Raw genomic sequence first — 15,788 nt, 5'->3', positions numbered from 1 at the left:
CGATGCGGTTCTTCATCCCGATCCTGATCGGGCGGATCCTCCGTGCCCTCGCGCGAGCGCGGGGCGGGGGATCCGCGTACCCCGGCTTCATCGTGCTCAAGCTCGTGCCGGACTTCCTGCAGCACGTGACGAAGCAGTTCCCGAACGGCGTCGTCTTCGTGCTCGGCTCGAACGGCAAGTCGACGACCACGCACATGATCTCGGACATCGTCCGGGCGCACGGGCTCCGCGTCTTCACGAACCCGTCCGGGGCGAACCTGCCGCAGGGCATCGCGTCGGCGCTGCTGTCCGAGGTGTCGCTGACCGGTCGCCTGAAGGCGGACATCGGCATCCTCGAGGTGGACGAGGCCTTCGCGGTCGAGCTCGCCGGCATCCTGTCGCCGTCCACGGTGACGATGCTCAACGTGCAGGTCGACCAGCTGTACCGGTTCTTCGAGACCGAGCGCGTCGCCGACATGATGCTCGACACCGCGGCACTGTCCACGGCGAACGTCATCACGAACCGCGACGACCAGTTCCTCGACGCCTACGTGGCGCGCACCGGGCAGCGGGTGCTGCGCTTCGGTGCGAGCGCCGAGGTCGTCGCCGCCGCGCCGAACGGCCTGCAGAACGCCGACGACTTCGACCGGCAGGACGCCCAGCCGAACGCCGCTGAGTCAGAGGTCGTCATGAACACCGGTGACGGTGCGACGATCCGCTTCGACGGTGCCGACATCGCGGTGCGCCTGCCCGCACGCGGCCTGCACTACGCGGTCGACGCTGCTGCTGCCACCGCCACGGCCAGCGCGGCACTCGGCACGCAGTTCCGCGCCGACGCCGTCACGAAGGCCTTCGGCACGATGAAGCCGGCGTACGGCCGCGGGGAACGACTCCCCATCGCCGGCGAGTCGGCCGAGTTCACGATGTTCAAGAACGCCGCGAGCCTCCAGCTCAACCTCGACGCGCTGCCGGACCGCCCCGAGCAGGTCCTCATGGCGATCGACGAGGGCACGCCGGACATCTCCTGGATCTACGACATCGACTTCTCGAAGCTCGACCACGTCGACGTCGTCTCCGGTGACAAGGCCTGGCAGATCGCGATCGCCCTCGAGCACGCCGGTGTCCGCATCGGCCGGGTCGACCCCGACGTCGAGGCCGCGATCAAGCACATGGAGCAGCTCGGGTCGACGACCAGCGGGACGAAGAACTTCATCGTCAACTACGAGATCATGATGATCGCCCGCAAGGCCCTCGGCCACCCGGACATGGAGAAGACCGCATGACGGCCGACCGGCTGACCATCCTGCACGTCTACCCCCGGCAGATGGGCGTCTCGGGGGACCGCGGCAACGTCGCGGCCCTCGTCCGCCGTGCCGCCGCGGCCGGCCTCGACACCGAGGTGCTCGAGTACGCGCCCGGCGACGACCTGCCCGCCGCGGCCGACGTCGTGGTCATCGGCAACGGTCCGCTCAGCGCGATGCGCTCGCTCGGTGCCGACGTCGCCCGCATCGCCGCTCCGCTCCGTTCGTTCGCGAGTGACGGCGTGCCGGTCATCGCCGTCGGCGGCGGGTTCGACCTGGCGACGAACGAGGTCGTGCCCACCGAGGGTGCTCCGCTCGCCGGGTTCGGCGTGTTCGACGCCCGAGCCGTCCGCGGTGCCGAACGTCGGGTCAACTACTTCGTCCTCGAGACCCGGTACCCGCTGCTCCCCGGCGCGCCGCAGCGTCTCGCCGGCTTCGAGGACCACGCCACCACGATCGAGCTCGCGGCCGGGGTCACCCCCTTCGCCGACGTCGTGTCCGGCGGCGGCAACCAGGCGGGCGCCCCGGTCGAGGGTGCGATCGTCGGCACGTCGTTCGGCACGCACACGCAGGGTCCGATCCTGCCGCTCAACCCGCAGCTGACCGACGGTGTCCTCGCCGCAGCCGCCGCACGAGTGGGCCGCGAGTACTCGCCGGACACGGAGCAGACGGCGACCATCGACCGCTACGCACGCGAAGCGCGCGCGACGGTCGACCGCTACGTCGACAAGGCGTTCAAGCGCATCGCGTGACGCTCACGTCTCCGATGCGGTGGCAACCGTTGCCAAGTTGGATCAGTCTCGTGCAGGATGTGAAATGTTGGAAGCCGTCAAAGGAGGCTTCATGCACACCAACAAATCCGTCCTCGCCCTGGTCGGCGCACTCGTCGTGACACTGACGTCTGCCGGGGCCGTCGTCCAGACAGCTCCTGCTGAGGCCGCGACGCCGCGCATCAGTTCGGCCTGCAGTTCGGTGCCGACGACCACGACCGAGTTCGACGGGGTCCCCGGGCCGATCTTCTACAAGCGGCTGCAGTGCATGGCCAGCAGGGCTGGGTACGGGGGCGCGATCGACGGGCAGATGCGATCCGACGCCTGGTTCTTCGTCGCGAAGCGCCTCGCGGTCGGCGGGTACTACCAGTCGGGCGACTTCTACGGATCCGAACACCCCCAGACCATCGCAGCACTGCAGCGATGGGCGGCCGCCCACGGCCGCTACAGCGGCCCCATCGACGGCGTGTGGGGACCGAACAGCTACCGCGGCGCCGCCTGGGCGCTGAACCGCGCGTTCTGAGACGGGCAACAGACAGACGGGAGGCCCGGTGCCAGCTGGCACCGGGCCTCCCGTCTTGCTGTGCTCGCGCCTTCGCGCGCTACTTCGACTCGTAGAGTCGGCTGCTCTCGTCGTGCCACTCGATGGCGGTCGCCGCGAGCTTGTCCTTGAACTCTGCGCCGTGGTGCGCGCAGAAGAAGAGCTCGCCGCTCGACATGGTGGCTCGGATGTAGGCCTGCGCTCCGCAGCTGTCGCAACGGTCGGCGGCGGTCAGCTGGTGGTTGCTGACTTCGTCGATGGAGGGGTCCTGCACGGTCTGGGTCATTGCTGTGCTCCTCACGGATCGCAGGTGGTGCCGGGTGGTTGCACCATTTCAACACGTGATGCCTGAGAACGATGCATTGTGCAGCGCTGTTTCGCTGAGCGCGGATCGGTTGTCCCCAGTGCGAGTGTCCGCGCCGAGGGTGTCGGTGCCGCTCGGTAGCATCGGACGGTGAGCTCCGACTACTCCGCACGCCATCTCTCCGTCCTCGAAGGGCTCGAGGCGGTCCGGAAGCGTCCGGGGATGTACATCGGCTCGACCGACTCCCGTGGGCTCATGCACTGCCTGTGGGAGATCATCGACAACTCCGTCGACGAAGCCCTGGCGGGGCACGGCGACGAGATCGGTGTCGTGCTGCACGCCGACGGTTCGGTCGAGGTCCGCGACACCGCCCGGGGCATCCCGGTGGACGTCGAACCGAAGACGGGCCTGACCGGGGTCGAGGTCGTGTTCACCAAGCTGCACGCCGGCGGCAAGTTCGGCTCCGGCTCCTACGCGGCCTCCGGTGGTCTGCACGGCGTCGGTGCCTCAGTGGTCAACGCGCTGTCCGAGCGCCTCGACGTCGAGGTCGACCGCGGCGGCAAGACCTACGCCATGTCGTTCCACCGCGGCGAGCCCGGCACGTTCGACGACGCCGAGGGCATCGGTCCGGACGCCCCGTTCAGCCCGTTCACCTCGGGCAGCGAGCTGCGGGTGGTCGGCAAGGTGAAGAAGGGCGTCACGGGTTCCCGGATCCGGTACTGGGCGGACCGGCAGATCTTCACCGCCGATGCGCGGTTCAGCACCGACGACCTGGTCACCCGGGCGCGGCAGACGGCGTTCCTGGTGCCCGGACTCGGCATCACGATCACCGACGAGCGCGTGTCCTCGATCGAGGCCGCTGCTGCGCGTGCCGAGGCGACGGGGACCGCCGTCGAGGCCGGCCCGGTCGTCGAGCGCTTCCGCTACGAGGGCGGCATCGGCGAGTTCGTCGAGCACCTCGCGGCCGACACCGCCGTCACCGACGTCTGGCGCGTGCAGGGCACCGGGACCTTCACCGAGACCGTCCCGATGCTCGACGACAAGGGCCACATGGTGTCGACCTCGGTCGAGCGCTCCTGCGAGGTGGACCTCGCGCTGCGGTGGGGCGACGGCTACGAGACGGTGTTCCGCAGCTTCGTCAACATCATCGCCACGCCGAAGGGCGGCACACACCAGGCCGGCTTCGAGTCCGGTGTGGTCAAGGCCGTCCGAGCACAGGTCGAGGCGAACGCCCGCAAGCTCAAGGTCGGGCAGGACAAGCTCGACAAGGACGACGTGCTCGCCGGCATGACCGCCGTGCTGACCGTCCGACTGCCCGAGCCGCAGTTCGAGGGGCAGACGAAGGAGATCCTCGGCACGCCGGCGGTGCGCAAGATCGTCGACCAGGTCGTGTCGAAGCGCATCACCGAGATCCTGACGTCGACGCAACGCACCGAGAAGGCCCAGGCCGCGACCCTGCTCGAGAAGGTCGTCGCCGAGATGAAGACCCGCATCTCGGCCCGCGCCCACAAGGAGACGCAGCGCCGGAAGAACGCGCTCGAGAACTCCTCGTTGCCGACGAAGCTCGCGGACTGCCGGTCGCAGGAGACCGAGGGCACCGAGCTCTTCATCGTCGAGGGCGACTCGGCGCTGGGGACCGCGAAGCTCGCCCGCAACAGCGAGTACCAGGCGCTGCTGCCGATCCGCGGCAAGATCCTCAACGTGCAGAAGGCGTCCGTGTCGGACATGCTGTCGAACGTCGAGTGCGCGTCGATCATCCAGGTCATCGGTGCCGGCTCCGGCCGGACGTTCGAGATCGACCAGGCGCGCTACGGCAAGGTCATCATCATGTCGGACGCCGACGTCGACGGCGCCCACATCCGCACGCTGCTGCTGACCCTGTTCTTCCGGTACATGCGACCGATGATCGAGCAGGGCCGGGTGTTCGCCGCCGTGCCGCCGCTGCACCGGGTCGTCGTGGTGAACCGCGGCAAGCCGAACGACACGCTGTACACGTACTCCGAGCAGGAACTGCAGACCGTGCTGAAGAAGCTCGAGAAGACCGGCAAGAAGTACCAGGAGCCGATCCAGCGGTACAAGGGCCTGGGCGAGATGGACGCCGACCAGCTCGCCGAGACGACGATGGACCGCGCGCACCGGACCCTGCGGCGGGTGAACATCACGCACGCCGAGAGCGCGGCGAAGGTGTTCGAGCTGCTCATGGGCAACGACGTGGCCCCGCGCAAGGAGTTCATCCTGGCCGGCGAGGGTCTGGACCGCGACCGCATCGACGCGTAGCCGCGCGGCGGCGCCGGGCCGAGTCTCGGCGGCGCTGGCCCGAGTCTCGGCCTCAGCGACTCGTCTCGGGCTGCGGGCTCCGAGTTCGGTCGCTCAGCCCGAGTCTCGGTGCCGCCAGCGCGACACGGTGCCGCCACCATGCGCGGTCCGTGCCGCCGAAGCGACAGTGTCCTGCGAACTGTTGGCGGACTTCTGTCGCTTCCGCGTCGGCGGAGCGAGCGGTCGGGGCGGGGCTGGCCCGCGCCTCCCGGCCAGCGAGTCTCGCGGTCGGCGACCGGACTCGCGTGCGGGACCGCGAACGATGTCGCTCAGCCCGAGACTCGGTGCCGCCAGAGCGACACCGTGCCGCCACCGTGCGCGGTCCGTGCCGCCGAAGCGACAGTGTCCCGCGAACTGTTCGCGGGACACTGTCGCTTTCGCGGGGAGGGGCTGCCGCGCGCTACGCGTCGCCAGCGGTGCCGTCGAGCGCCGCGGCACTGCCCCCGATCGAGCCGATGACGGCCTCGAGCGGCGCCCCCGACCCGTCACGCTTCGACAGCCAGTCGGGCAGGGTCCGCGCGGCGCCGTCCGTGCCGACCGCGTGCGGAGGAGCGATGCCCGCCCAGCCCACGGTGAGCCCGTCCTCGCCCTTCAGGAACGCGTGCGCCCGGACACCCTGGGTCGCCCGGCCCTTGGCGGGGAACTCGGACAGGGCGGAGACCTTGGCGCGACCGGAGTCGGTGCCCGGAAGCGCCGTGGAGGTCGTGGACACCGTGGCGACCACGGCGTCGTCGGACCGGGCGACGGACCCGAACCAGATCACCGAGGACCCGGACGCCAGCGCCATGCCCGCGACACCGCCGGCCGGCAGCCCCTGGGCACGGACGCCGGACGCGGGGAAGCGCAGGAGCTGGGCGTTCGAGCTGATGAACACCAGGTCGTCGGACTCGGGCGCCTGGGCAGCGCCGATCACCGCGTCGCCGGGCTTCAGGCCGATGGCGACGAACTCGGGCTTGTCGGGCCAGGCTCCGGGGACGACGCGCTTCACGACGCCCTGGGCGGTACCGATGGCGAGGGAGTCCGACGACGCGCCGGACAGGTCGACGAGTGCAACGACCGTCTCGCCCTTGGTGAGCACCAGGAAGTCGGTGACCCGCACGCCGGCGTCGAGGCGGACCGCGGCGGGCGGCACCGCCGGGACGTCGACGGGGGAGAGCCGCAGGACCCGCCCGGTCGAGGTCAGCGCGCCGACCTGGCCCCGGACGGTGCTCACCACGGCGGACCGGACGGCGTCGTGCTTGGAGCGCTTCGGCACGCGGACGATGCTGAGCTCCGACGTCGGGATGTCGACGCGGATCAGCCGTCCGGTGGTCGAGAGCAGCACGCGGCACGGCGAGTCGGCGACCTGGAGCGACTCCGGGTCGACCGCGGCCTTGCGACCGCCCTTGACGGGGGCGTCGGCCTCGGTGAGCAGCGTGCGGCGCGGGGTGGCGAACTTGTCGGAGACCTCGGTGAGCTCGAGCGCGACCTGGGCACGGAGCCGTTCGTCGGACGCCAGGAGTTCCTCGAGGGCAGCGATGTCGGCGAGCAGCTGGTCACGCTCGGTTTCGAGCTCCATGCGCGAGAACTTCGTCAGGCGTCGGAGCCGCAGTTCGAGGATGTACTCGGCCTGCACCTCGGACAGGTCGAACACGTCACGGAGCCGGCTCCGTGCGGCTTCGGAGTCGTCCGAGGTGCGGATGACCTGGATGACCTCGTCGATGTCGAGGATCGCGATGAGCAGTCCCTCGACCAGGTGCAGCCGCTCGCGACGACGCGCGAGCCGGTACTCCGACCGCCGGGTGACGACCGACAGTCGGTGCTGCACGTAGACGTCGAGCAGCTCGCGCAGCCCGAGCGTGCGCGGGGACCCGCCGACGAGCGCGACGTTGTTGATGCCGAATCTGTCCTCGAGCGGGGTGTGCTTGTACAGCTGCTCGAGCACCGCGGTGGGGTTGAACCCGCTCTTGATGCCGATGACGAGCCGGAGCCCGTGGTTGCGGTCGGTCAGGTCGTTGACGTCCGAGATGCCGACGAGCTTCTTGGACTGGACGCCGTCCTTGATCTTCTCGATGACGCGCTCGGGGCCGACCAGGTACGGCAGCTCGGTGACGACGAGCCCGACCTTGCGCGGGGTGAGGTTCTCGACACTCACCTTCGACCGGGTCCGGAACGTGCCACGCCCGGTGGCGTAGGCGTCGCGGACCCCGGAGAGCCCGACGATGGTGCCGCCGGAGGGCAGGTCCGGCCCCGGGACGAACTCCATCAGCTCTTCGAGGGTGGCCTGCGGGTTCATCAGCAGGTGCTTCGCGGCCTCGACCACTTCGCCCAGGTTGTGCGGCGCCATGTTCGTGGCCATGCCGACCGCGATGCCCGACGCGCCGTTGACGAGCAGGTTCGGGAACGCCGCGGGCAGGACCCCGGGCTGCATGATCTGGTTGTCGTAGTTCGGGACGAAGTCGACGACGTCCTCGCCGAGGCCCTCGGTCATCGCCATCGACGGTTCGGCCAGGCGGGCCTCGGTGTACCGGGCGGCGGCGGGACCGTCGTCGAGCGACCCGAAGTTGCCGTGGCCGTCGATCAGCGGCACGCGCATCGTGAACGGCTGCGCCATCCGCACCAGCGCGTCGTAGATCGCGCCGTCGCCGTGCGGGTGCAGCTTGCCCATCACCTCGCCGGTGACGCGGGCGCTCTTGACGTGCCCGCGGTCGGGCCGCAGGCCCATCTCGGCCATCTGGTACAGGATGCGCCGCTGGACGGGCTTCAGGCCGTCGCGCGCATCGGGCAGCGCCCGCGAGTAGATGACGGAGTACGCGTACTCGAGGAAGGAGCCCTGCATCTCCTCGGAGACGTCGACGTCCTCGATGCGCTCACCGTCGGGCAGGCCGACTGCGTCCGTGCGTGCCATGGCACCTTTCTGGAAGACCGGAGTCGTCTGGGAGACTCTGTCGTCTGGGAGACTCTGTGGAATGGGAACAAGCGTACCGACGGCCCCCGACGCCGCCGCGAACCTCGCCGACGTCTTCCCGAGTTGCCTCGTGGCGCTCGGGGCTGCGGACGGCGCGTGGTCGCGTGACCACGGCCTGGAGGCCCGGATCGCCCTCCGTCCCGCCCGTTCCGCGATCGTCGTCCTGGTCGACGGCCTCGGGAGCGTCGCGCTGTCGGCTCGCGCCGGACACGCCCGCTGGCTCACGGCCGCCAAGGGGTCCGGCGCCGCGAAGAAGCTGCGCAGCGGGTTCCCGACCACGACAGCCGCGGCGCTGAGCACCCTGACCACCGGACGGTCGCCCGGCACGCACGGCGTCGTCGGCTACAGCGGCTGGAACCCGGACACCGGCGCCGTGATGAACCTCCTGGGCGGGTGGGACACCGAGGTCCCCGCGGACTGGTTCCTCACCGAGACGCTCTTCACCCGCGCCGCGGAGCTCGGCGTCGACCCCGTCGTCATCGGCCCCGATCGGTACCGGGCGTCGGGCATGACCGCGAACGTCCTCGGCGGCGCGCGGTACGTGTCGGCGGACACGATCCCGGAGCGCATCGACGCTGCCCTGGCCGAGACCGCCACCGGTCGGTCGCTCGTGTACCTGTACGTGCCGGAGCTCGACTCGATCGGCCACAAGTCCGGGTGGCAGTCCGACCGGTGGACGGCGACGCTCGAGCTGCTCGACGGCGAGCTCGCCCGCCTCGACGCCCGCGGTGCGTCGGACGTCGGCGTCCTCGTCACCGCGGACCACGGTGTGCTCGACGTGCCCGACCACGCGAACATCGCCATCGACCCGCTCCTGTTGACGGACGTCGTCGGGGTGGCGGGCGATCCGCGGTGCCGCCAGCTCACGGTGGCGCCGGGCACCGACGTGCGCGGGCTGGTCGGGGCGTTCCGGGCGCGCTACGGCAAGAAGGCGTACGTCGCGAGCCGCGACGAGGCGATCGCCGCCGGGTGGTTCGGTGCGGTCGCGCCAAAGGTCGTTCCGCGCATCGGCGACGTGATCGTCGTGGCACGCGGGTCGTGGGCGTTCAACGACGACCGCGCGCTGCGGGACGGCGAGGTACCGAAGCGCATGATCGGTCAGCACGGCGCGATGACCGACGAGGAGACGTTCGTCCCGCTTCGGCTTGCCGGGGCGTTCGCGCAGTAGCAGCCGGCCGCGGGTCAGTCCGAGCTGATCAGGTCAGTCCGAGCTGATCAGGCCGGGTCCTCCGGGCGGGTGCCGAAGACGATCTCGTCCCAGCTCGGCATGGACCGGCGGTTGCGCTTCTTGCGCTCCGCACGGCCCTCGGCTTCGGGCGCCGATGCCGGACGGGCGTCGGCCGACGGCGGGACGGTGTCGCCCTCGGGCTCGTCCTCGAACCCCTGCAGCGGGATGTCGACGACGCTGATCGAGGTGCCGCGGGCCGGCTCGTCACGCTGTTCGCCGAACGAGGCGGCCTCGCGCTCCCCACGGCGGCGGCGGAGCGCCTCGAGCAGGTCGGCGGTCTCGTTGCCGGGTGCGCGCTCCTCGACGGCCGCCTGGCCGATGCGGGGCAGCGGTGCACGGAGCGGTGCGCGGTCGGGGACGTCGGGGTTCGTGACAGCCTCGTCCTCTTCCTCGACGCGGAAGGCGCCGGAGTCGAAGCGGGTGCCGTCGTCGTCCTGCTGCTCGTACTCCACGGCGCGCAGGCGGGGCGCGATGCCCTCGTCGTCGGTGTGCGAGAGCCGGTGCGCGTCGCCGTTGTCCGGCACGAGCGTCGAGGTCTTCGGGTCGAAGCGCCACTGGGCGTCGTGCTCGACCTCGGCCGCGGTGTAGCGGACCCGGACCTGCCAGCCGCTCTCCGGGTGCTTCCACGAGCCCCAGCTGATCGCGGTGGCCTCGCCGGCCTCGAGCTTCGCGGTGATCGCCGCGCCGAAGGTGTCGGGGGCCTCGTCGTCGACCGGGGTCACCGGGACGCGGTGCGAGGCGTCGAGGACGAACGCGCGCTCGGCGAGCACCGGGCCCTCGAAGCGTCGGACGTACTCGACGTCGACGTCGAGCGCGGCCGCGACCTCGGCGGCGTCGGCACCACCACGGATGCGGGCCTGGACGTCCTTGGGGGAGACCCGCTTCTGCGGACCGGCGTCCGGGTTGGCCTGACGCACCTGCCCCGGCAGCGAGGACGTGACGGGCAACCGGAACTCGGTACCGCCGTCGGTCGCCAGGAGGAGTGCGCCTGCCTCGACTCCGATGACTCTCACGTCTTGCATGGTCCAGCCTTCCCAGCGTCGCGTACGGTCGTGCGTCGTACCCCGTGAGTATGCAGTGGTCGCGGACGGTTTCCACGGAGGCGCACGGGCGTGCCGCGGAGTCTGCGCATCAGTGGCGACGGGTGTCGGGAATGTCCCGATCCGGTCACGGGTTGCAGCGCCGTGACGACCCGCCGCAGATCTCGGTTTGCACTCTGGCGGGACGTAGTGCAAACTGTCGCCGCCGATCACCCGGCGACGACCTCTCGATACGAGAAATGGATGGGCATGGCCACCGATTACGACGCCCCCCGGAAGACCGATGACAACTCCGATTCGGAGTCGATCGAGGCCCTCAAGGAGCGCGTTCCCGACAAGATGTCGGGGGTCGTCGACGATGATTCGGACAACCCCGGCAGCTTCGAACTCGCCGGGCAGGACCTGAGCGACGTCGACCTCGACGTCGTGGTGCTGCCCCCGCAGGTCGATGAGTTCACCTGCGTCGAGTGCTTCCTCGTGAAGCACCGCTCCCAGCTCGACCACGAGTCGAAACTCGGGCCGGTCTGCGCGGAATGCGCAGCGCTCTAGACGCACCGATGACCGAAGGCCCCGCATCCTCCAGGATGCGGGGCCTTCGTCGTACGGTGCGGGACGGACGCGTGCCGGGCTTCCCGTCACCTGTGCGTGTCAGCGTCGCAGCAACGCGTCCCAGTCGACTGCGCGACGCAGCACCGGGACCAGGCGGTCCGCGAACGCTCTCGTGGTGTGCACCTGGTCGACCCGGACGAGCGTGTCGTCGATCACCGCGGGGCACGACGAGCCGTCGCTGCTGCACGACCACGCGGCCATGTCGACGTACGCCGCGCCCGGTCCGCTCGAGCGGACCGCGGCGGCCTCCGCGGTGCGTTTCGCTCGGGCGTCCGGGGTGACCGAAGCGGCGCACGGTCCGAACCCGTGGATCCGGTCGGGGCACGTGGATGTGTCCGGACCGTACTGGGGTGCGCTGAGCACGAGCACGCGGCGGTGGTCGTTGCGGAACGCGCGGATCGTCTCGGCCATCGACCGTTCCCAGAGCTCGGCTGCACGGCCCGCTGGGAGGTCGCCGAGGTGCTCCCGGTACTCGCCCGTGACGGCGCTGATGACCACCAGTCGGGGGTCAGCCGCTGTGACCGCCCGGTGGAGGGCCCGTTTGGCCCTCAGACAGGCATCGGACCACCGGTGCCGCACCGCGCGTGTCGGGATGACGGCGCTGCAGCTCGCCACGCCTGTCACGCCGATGGCGGTACCCGTCGGTAGCGCTCCGACGACGGTCGGCGACCACGCGACGGTGGTGGAGTCGCCGACCACGAGCACATCGGTCCCGGTCGTCGTGCCGCACGTCCGGAGGGGCTCGCCGACGCCGACGAGGCAGCCGCCGTCCCGCATGGCGGGCGGCAGGGAGGCGCGGGTGGCACCGGCGGCGAGTGCTGTGGCGTCCGGGTGCCCGTCGACGGCCACGGCGGTGCGGAGTGCGCGAGGGTCCGCGAACGGGAGTCGCTCGGGGGCGTTCGTGGGTGGTCGCTCGAGCAGCCGCGCCGCGGAGGCCGGATCCCCGACGGTCATCGTGGTGACCGACAGTGTGACCACGATCGCCGGGACCACCAGTGGGAGCCGTCGGAGCCGTCGGAGGCGCTGTCGGTGTCGTGGCCGGTGCCCGACGGGACGTCGGGTCCGGAGCGGCTCCTCGACGTACCGCGTCGAGAGGGTGGCGAGCACGAGTGTGACCGTCACCGCAGCCGCCGTTCCCATCGCCCCGGGGGCGACGACGGCGGCGAACACCAAGAGCGGCCAGTGCCAGAGGTACGCCGAGTAGGAGACCCGACCGAGCGCGACCACGGGCCGGACCACCCACCGCACCGCGGGGAGCCGGAGCTGCAGGTCGCCGGCCACGAGCACCAATGCGGTCCCGACGACGACCGGGACCGTCGGGAACGGCGACACGGGGGCGAGGAGCACCCCGATGATGACGCCACCCGCGCCGACCGATCCGAGCCCGACGGTGACGGCTGTCGGCAGTGCCCGCGGCGTCGGGTGCGCGGTCACGGTCGACCGCGTCGCCACGGTCGGCAGCGTCGCCACGGTCGGCAGCGTCGCCACGGTCGCTCCGAGGAGGAGCTCCCATGCCCGGGCCCAGGTCTGGAAGTAGGCAGAGTCCGTGACGGGACCGGCACCGACGGCGACGACGGTCCCGACGGCCGTGAGTGCGGCGACCACAACAGGGACCAAACGAGCGCGCCGACGTCCGCAGACCGCCAGGACGGCGAGCAGGAGCACCGGCCACACGGCGTAGAACTGCTCCTCGACGGCCAGCGACCAGAAGTGCCGGAGCGGCGAGGCCGCGGTCTCGGCGAAGTAGTCGGCATCCTGGCGGACGAGATGCCAGTTCATCGTGCCGACGAGCGCCGCGAGGGCGTCGCCGAGCACGGACACGAACCTGGGCCGGAACCAGAGCGCCGCCGAGACCGACACGGTGACGACGACGACCACGAGCGCGGCGGGGAGGAGACGCCGGATCCGACGCACCGCGAACCCGACGAGGTCGATGCGGCCGGTGCGGACGTGCTCAGCGAGCAGGCTCCGCGTGATCACGAACCCGGAGAGGACGAAGAACACGTCGACTCCGAGCCACCCGCCGGCAGGGGTGCCGAGCGCGTGTTCGGTGATCACCAGGGCGACCGCGACGCCGCGAAGGGCCTCGACATCGATCCGCTTCGTACTGGGTGGTTTCGTACGGGGTGCTTTCGTACGGGGTGGTGGAGAACGATCCATCACCCCAGACTGGCATGTGAGATACCAGGTCAGCGCGTATGTTGCATGGCCTCGACCACCTTGGTGGGCTGCCGGACGCTGACCAGCCAGTAGGGCGTCGGGTCGGCGTCGTCGCGGACCTCGACCTTGACGACCCCGCGCACGTAGCCGCGGAAGAGCGTCCACGCTCGTGCGTCGAGCTTCGGGCCGCGCTGCGTGGTCGCCTCGGCGCCCTCGAACGCCTCGACGCTGCCGACGAGTGCGCGGGGGAGGTGCGCCTTGCCGGCGCGGAACTCGCTGTCCGTGACCTCGATGGTGGGTGCGAGTGCCCACAGGAGCACGAGGACGCCGAGCTCCATTCCGATCGCCACGAGCACACCGGCGAGCACGCTGATGGGCAGGAACACGAGCAGGGTGGCGGGGATGACGAGCGCCGTCGCCAGGTACAGGGCGGGCGGGGCCCAGAGTCGTTCGCGGTACAGGGTCACGGGTCCATTCGACCACGACTCGGAGCAGGTCACGGTCGGGTCACGTCTCTGCACTACCCTCGACACGTGACCGAACCAGTCGACGTCCTCTGGACCGGGGAGAACCGCCCCGGACACGCCCACCCCGGCGACGCCGGTGCCGACCTCGTCTCGACCGAGGCCTTCGTGCTGCAGCCGGGCGAGCGCCACCTGGCCGCGACCGGGCTGCGGATCGCGCTCCCCGAGGGGTACGCCGCGTTCGTGGTCCCGCGCAGCGGGCTCGCCGCCAAGCACGGCATCACCATCGTCAACAGCCCGGGCACGGTCGACTCCGGGTACCGCGGTGAGATCAAGGTCTCGCTGCTCAACACCGACCGGTCCGAGCCGTACGAGGTGCACGTGGGTGACCGGATCGCACAGCTGATCGTCATGCCCGTGCCGCGGGTGACGTACACGCACGTCGAGGAACTCCCCGACAGCGTCCGGGGCCAGGGTGGCTTCGGCTCGTCCGGCTACGGTGACCGGAGCGGTGCCGTGACCGGCGCCGCCGATGATGTTCAGGAAGGAACGCGCGCATGAAGTTCGGTCGACGCAAGCGTGACGAGGGCGAGGTGGCCGAGGTCGAGGTGGCCGAGACCGTCGCCGACGAGGTCGAGATCGCGGACACGACCCCAGAGGTCGACATCGCGACGGACGCCGACGCGGACCTCGACGAGGTCGACGGGGTCGCCCCGACGGACAAGTCCGCCCCCGAGGACCGCGCCGAGAACGGCCCGCACGACGAGACCGAGGCGAACCTGGTCCGTCCGTACGTCGACCTGGGCGGCGTGAAGGTCCTGCCGCGCGAAGGCCTGCACCTGCGCCTCGAGGTCGAGGAGGGCTCGCAGCGCGTCGTCGCGGTCGGGCTCGACTACGACGACTCGACGCTGCAGGTCCAGCCGTTCGCCGCACCCCGCTCGACGGGGCTGTGGCACGAGATCCGCGCACAGATCGCCGAGCAGATCGAGCGCCAGGGCGGTGTCGTGACCGAGGTCGACGGCCCGTTCGGCCCCGAGCTCCGCGCGTCCGTGCCGGTCGCGGTCGACGGCGACGGCGGAACCGCCGGCGTCCGTCCGGCCCGCTTCGTCGGCGTCGACGGCCCGCGCTGGTTCCTCCGCGGGGTGATCGCCGGCAAGGCCGCCGAGCAGCCCGACGACGCGAGCGAGATCGAGGAGCTGTTCCGCAGCGTCGTCGTCGTGCGCGGCACGACGCCGATGCCGCCGCGCGACCTCATCCCGCTGCACATGCCGAAGTCGACGCAGACCGCGATCTGACGACCTGACCCGCCCTGGAGGCACGGTGCCGGAACACGACGACACCCACCGACCCGAGACGGCCGGGTCCGAAGCCCTGCCCGCGTCCGCTGGGACCCCTGACGCTGCGTCGGCTGCGCCGTCGTTCTCCTCGCAGTTCCGCGACGCGGTGCAGAACGCGGGCATCGCCCGCGTCGCTCCTGGCGAGGCGCCCTCCGGGCGTGCGCTGCTCGGAGCCGTCGGCGGGATCCGCGGGCTCGCCGAGTCGGTGCTGCCCGGGTTCGCGTTCCTCGTCGTCTACGCGATCACGAAGGAGCTCGTGCCGAGCGTCGTGATCCCGGTCGTCGTCGGCCTGGTGTTCGTCGTGCTCCGCCTGGTGCAGCGCCAGTCGCTGACGATGTCCTTCGCCGGCATCCTCGGCGTCGCGGTGTCGGCCGGCCTCGCGCTCATCACCGGACGCGCCGAGAGCAACTTCATCCCGGGGATCATCATCAACTCGGTGTGGTTGGTCGGGCTCCTCGTGTCGCTGGCCGTCCGCTGGCCGCTCATCGGTCTGGTCGTCGGGTTCCTGCTGCCGGCGAACGAGGACGGCTCGCACGTCGACTGGCGCGCCGACCCGGTCAAGCGCCGCGTACTGACGGTCGCCACCTGGATCTGGGTCGGGCTCTTCGCCCTCCGCCTGGCCGTCGAGGTGCCGCTCTACCTCACCGCGCAGGTCGAGCTGCTCGCCGGCCTCAAGCTCATCCTCGGCGTCCCGCTCTACGCCGCCGTGCTCTGGGTCACGTGGCTGCTGGTCCGCACCGTGTTCGTGCGGAGGGACGACGCCGCCACGGTGTAGCGTTGTCTCGACATCAA

The 15,788-nt window shown here is 70.9% G+C and carries 14 protein-coding genes; 9 read left to right on the top strand and 5 right to left on the bottom strand.

The genetic code is table 11. The features are described from left to right. Positions 1-2 precede the first annotated feature (2 nt). From EDF23_RS02860 to EDF23_RS02850, 3 genes are all read left to right on the top strand, one after another. Positions 3-1,262, top strand: a complete 1,260-nt coding sequence (locus EDF23_RS02860; protein WP_131920324.1) for a MurT ligase domain-containing protein — start codon at positions 3-5, stop codon at positions 1,260-1,262. Further along, positions 1,259-2,032, top strand: a complete 774-nt coding sequence (locus EDF23_RS02855; RefSeq protein ID WP_131920322.1) for a hypothetical protein — start codon at positions 1,259-1,261, stop codon at positions 2,030-2,032. The genes EDF23_RS02860 and EDF23_RS02855 overlap by 4 nt, the downstream gene beginning before the upstream one ends. A 91-nt stretch (positions 2,033-2,123) precedes the next feature. Then, on the top strand, positions 2,124-2,573 hold the full coding sequence (locus tag EDF23_RS02850) for a hypothetical protein (protein WP_131920320.1): 450 nt from the start codon (positions 2,124-2,126) through the stop codon (positions 2,571-2,573). Positions 2,574-2,652: 79 nt separating this feature from the next. Here EDF23_RS02850 and EDF23_RS02845 read toward each other — a convergent pair whose 3' ends face one another. After that, entirely contained in the window at positions 2,653-2,877 is a 225-nt protein-coding gene (locus EDF23_RS02845; RefSeq protein WP_071255055.1) for a hypothetical protein, read from the bottom strand. A 168-nt stretch (positions 2,878-3,045) separates the two neighbouring features. On the opposite strand from EDF23_RS02845, the gene EDF23_RS02840 reads away from it, so the two are divergent. Beyond that, positions 3,046-5,172 (top strand): DNA topoisomerase IV subunit B, encoded by a 2,127-nt coding sequence (locus tag EDF23_RS02840; RefSeq protein WP_131920318.1) that lies wholly within the window; start codon positions 3,046-3,048, stop codon positions 5,170-5,172. A gap of 439 nt (positions 5,173-5,611) precedes the next feature. On the opposite strand, the gene EDF23_RS02835 is transcribed toward EDF23_RS02840, so the two are convergent. Beyond that, the gene (locus EDF23_RS02835) at positions 5,612-8,098 is read right to left on the bottom strand and encodes a DNA topoisomerase (ATP-hydrolyzing) (RefSeq protein WP_131920316.1); all 2,487 of its coding nucleotides are present in this window, start codon (positions 8,096-8,098) and stop codon (positions 5,612-5,614) included. 61 nt (positions 8,099-8,159) lie between these two features. Between EDF23_RS02835 and EDF23_RS02830 the strand changes: the two genes are divergently transcribed. Further along, positions 8,160-9,326, top strand: coding sequence for a nucleotide pyrophosphatase/phosphodiesterase family protein (locus EDF23_RS02830; protein ID WP_165900981.1), 1,167 nt, complete (start codon positions 8,160-8,162; stop codon positions 9,324-9,326). A 47-nt stretch (positions 9,327-9,373) separates the two neighbouring features. Here EDF23_RS02830 and sepH read toward each other — a convergent pair whose 3' ends face one another. Then, on the bottom strand, positions 9,374-10,399 hold the full coding sequence (gene sepH / locus EDF23_RS02825; RefSeq protein WP_165900980.1) for a septation protein SepH: 1,026 nt from the start codon (positions 10,397-10,399) through the stop codon (positions 9,374-9,376). A 276-nt stretch (positions 10,400-10,675) separates the two neighbouring features. Between sepH and EDF23_RS02820 the strand changes: the two genes are divergently transcribed. Next, positions 10,676-10,975: a DUF4193 domain-containing protein gene (locus EDF23_RS02820; RefSeq protein WP_031263038.1), complete on the top strand. Its 300-nt coding sequence runs from the start codon at positions 10,676-10,678 to the stop codon at positions 10,973-10,975. A 99-nt stretch (positions 10,976-11,074) separates the two neighbouring features. On the opposite strand, the gene EDF23_RS02815 is transcribed toward EDF23_RS02820, so the two are convergent. After that, positions 11,075-13,195, bottom strand: a complete 2,121-nt coding sequence (locus tag EDF23_RS02815; protein ID WP_131920311.1) for an acyltransferase family protein — start codon at positions 13,193-13,195, stop codon at positions 11,075-11,077. Between the two features lie 29 nt (positions 13,196-13,224). Beyond that, the gene (locus tag EDF23_RS02810) at positions 13,225-13,662 is read right to left on the bottom strand and encodes a DUF3093 domain-containing protein (RefSeq protein ID WP_123938171.1); all 438 of its coding nucleotides are present in this window, start codon (positions 13,660-13,662) and stop codon (positions 13,225-13,227) included. A gap of 66 nt (positions 13,663-13,728) precedes the next feature. On the opposite strand from EDF23_RS02810, the gene dut reads away from it, so the two are divergent. Genes dut through EDF23_RS02795 form a run of 3 tightly spaced genes read left to right on the top strand, consistent with a single transcriptional unit; the run spans position 13,729 to position 15,771 of the window. Further along, positions 13,729-14,220, top strand: coding sequence for a dUTP diphosphatase (gene dut / locus EDF23_RS02805; RefSeq protein ID WP_111086382.1), 492 nt, complete (start codon positions 13,729-13,731; stop codon positions 14,218-14,220). After that, positions 14,217-14,954, top strand: a complete 738-nt coding sequence (locus EDF23_RS02800; RefSeq protein WP_243648788.1) for a DUF3710 domain-containing protein — start codon at positions 14,217-14,219, stop codon at positions 14,952-14,954. Before dut ends, EDF23_RS02800 begins: the two co-directional genes overlap by 4 nt. Before the next feature lie 25 nt (positions 14,955-14,979). Then, positions 14,980-15,771: a DUF3159 domain-containing protein gene (locus EDF23_RS02795; protein ID WP_131920309.1), complete on the top strand. Its 792-nt coding sequence runs from the start codon at positions 14,980-14,982 to the stop codon at positions 15,769-15,771. The last annotated feature ends 17 nt before the right edge of the window (positions 15,772-15,788 follow it).

Source organism: Curtobacterium sp. PhB128, assembly GCF_004340725.1.
In the GTDB taxonomy this organism is placed as follows: Bacteria; Actinomycetota; Actinomycetes; order Actinomycetales; family Microbacteriaceae; genus Curtobacterium.
Note: the sequence above shows the minus strand (reverse complement) of the source record. Positions and strands in the feature narration are given on the sequence as shown.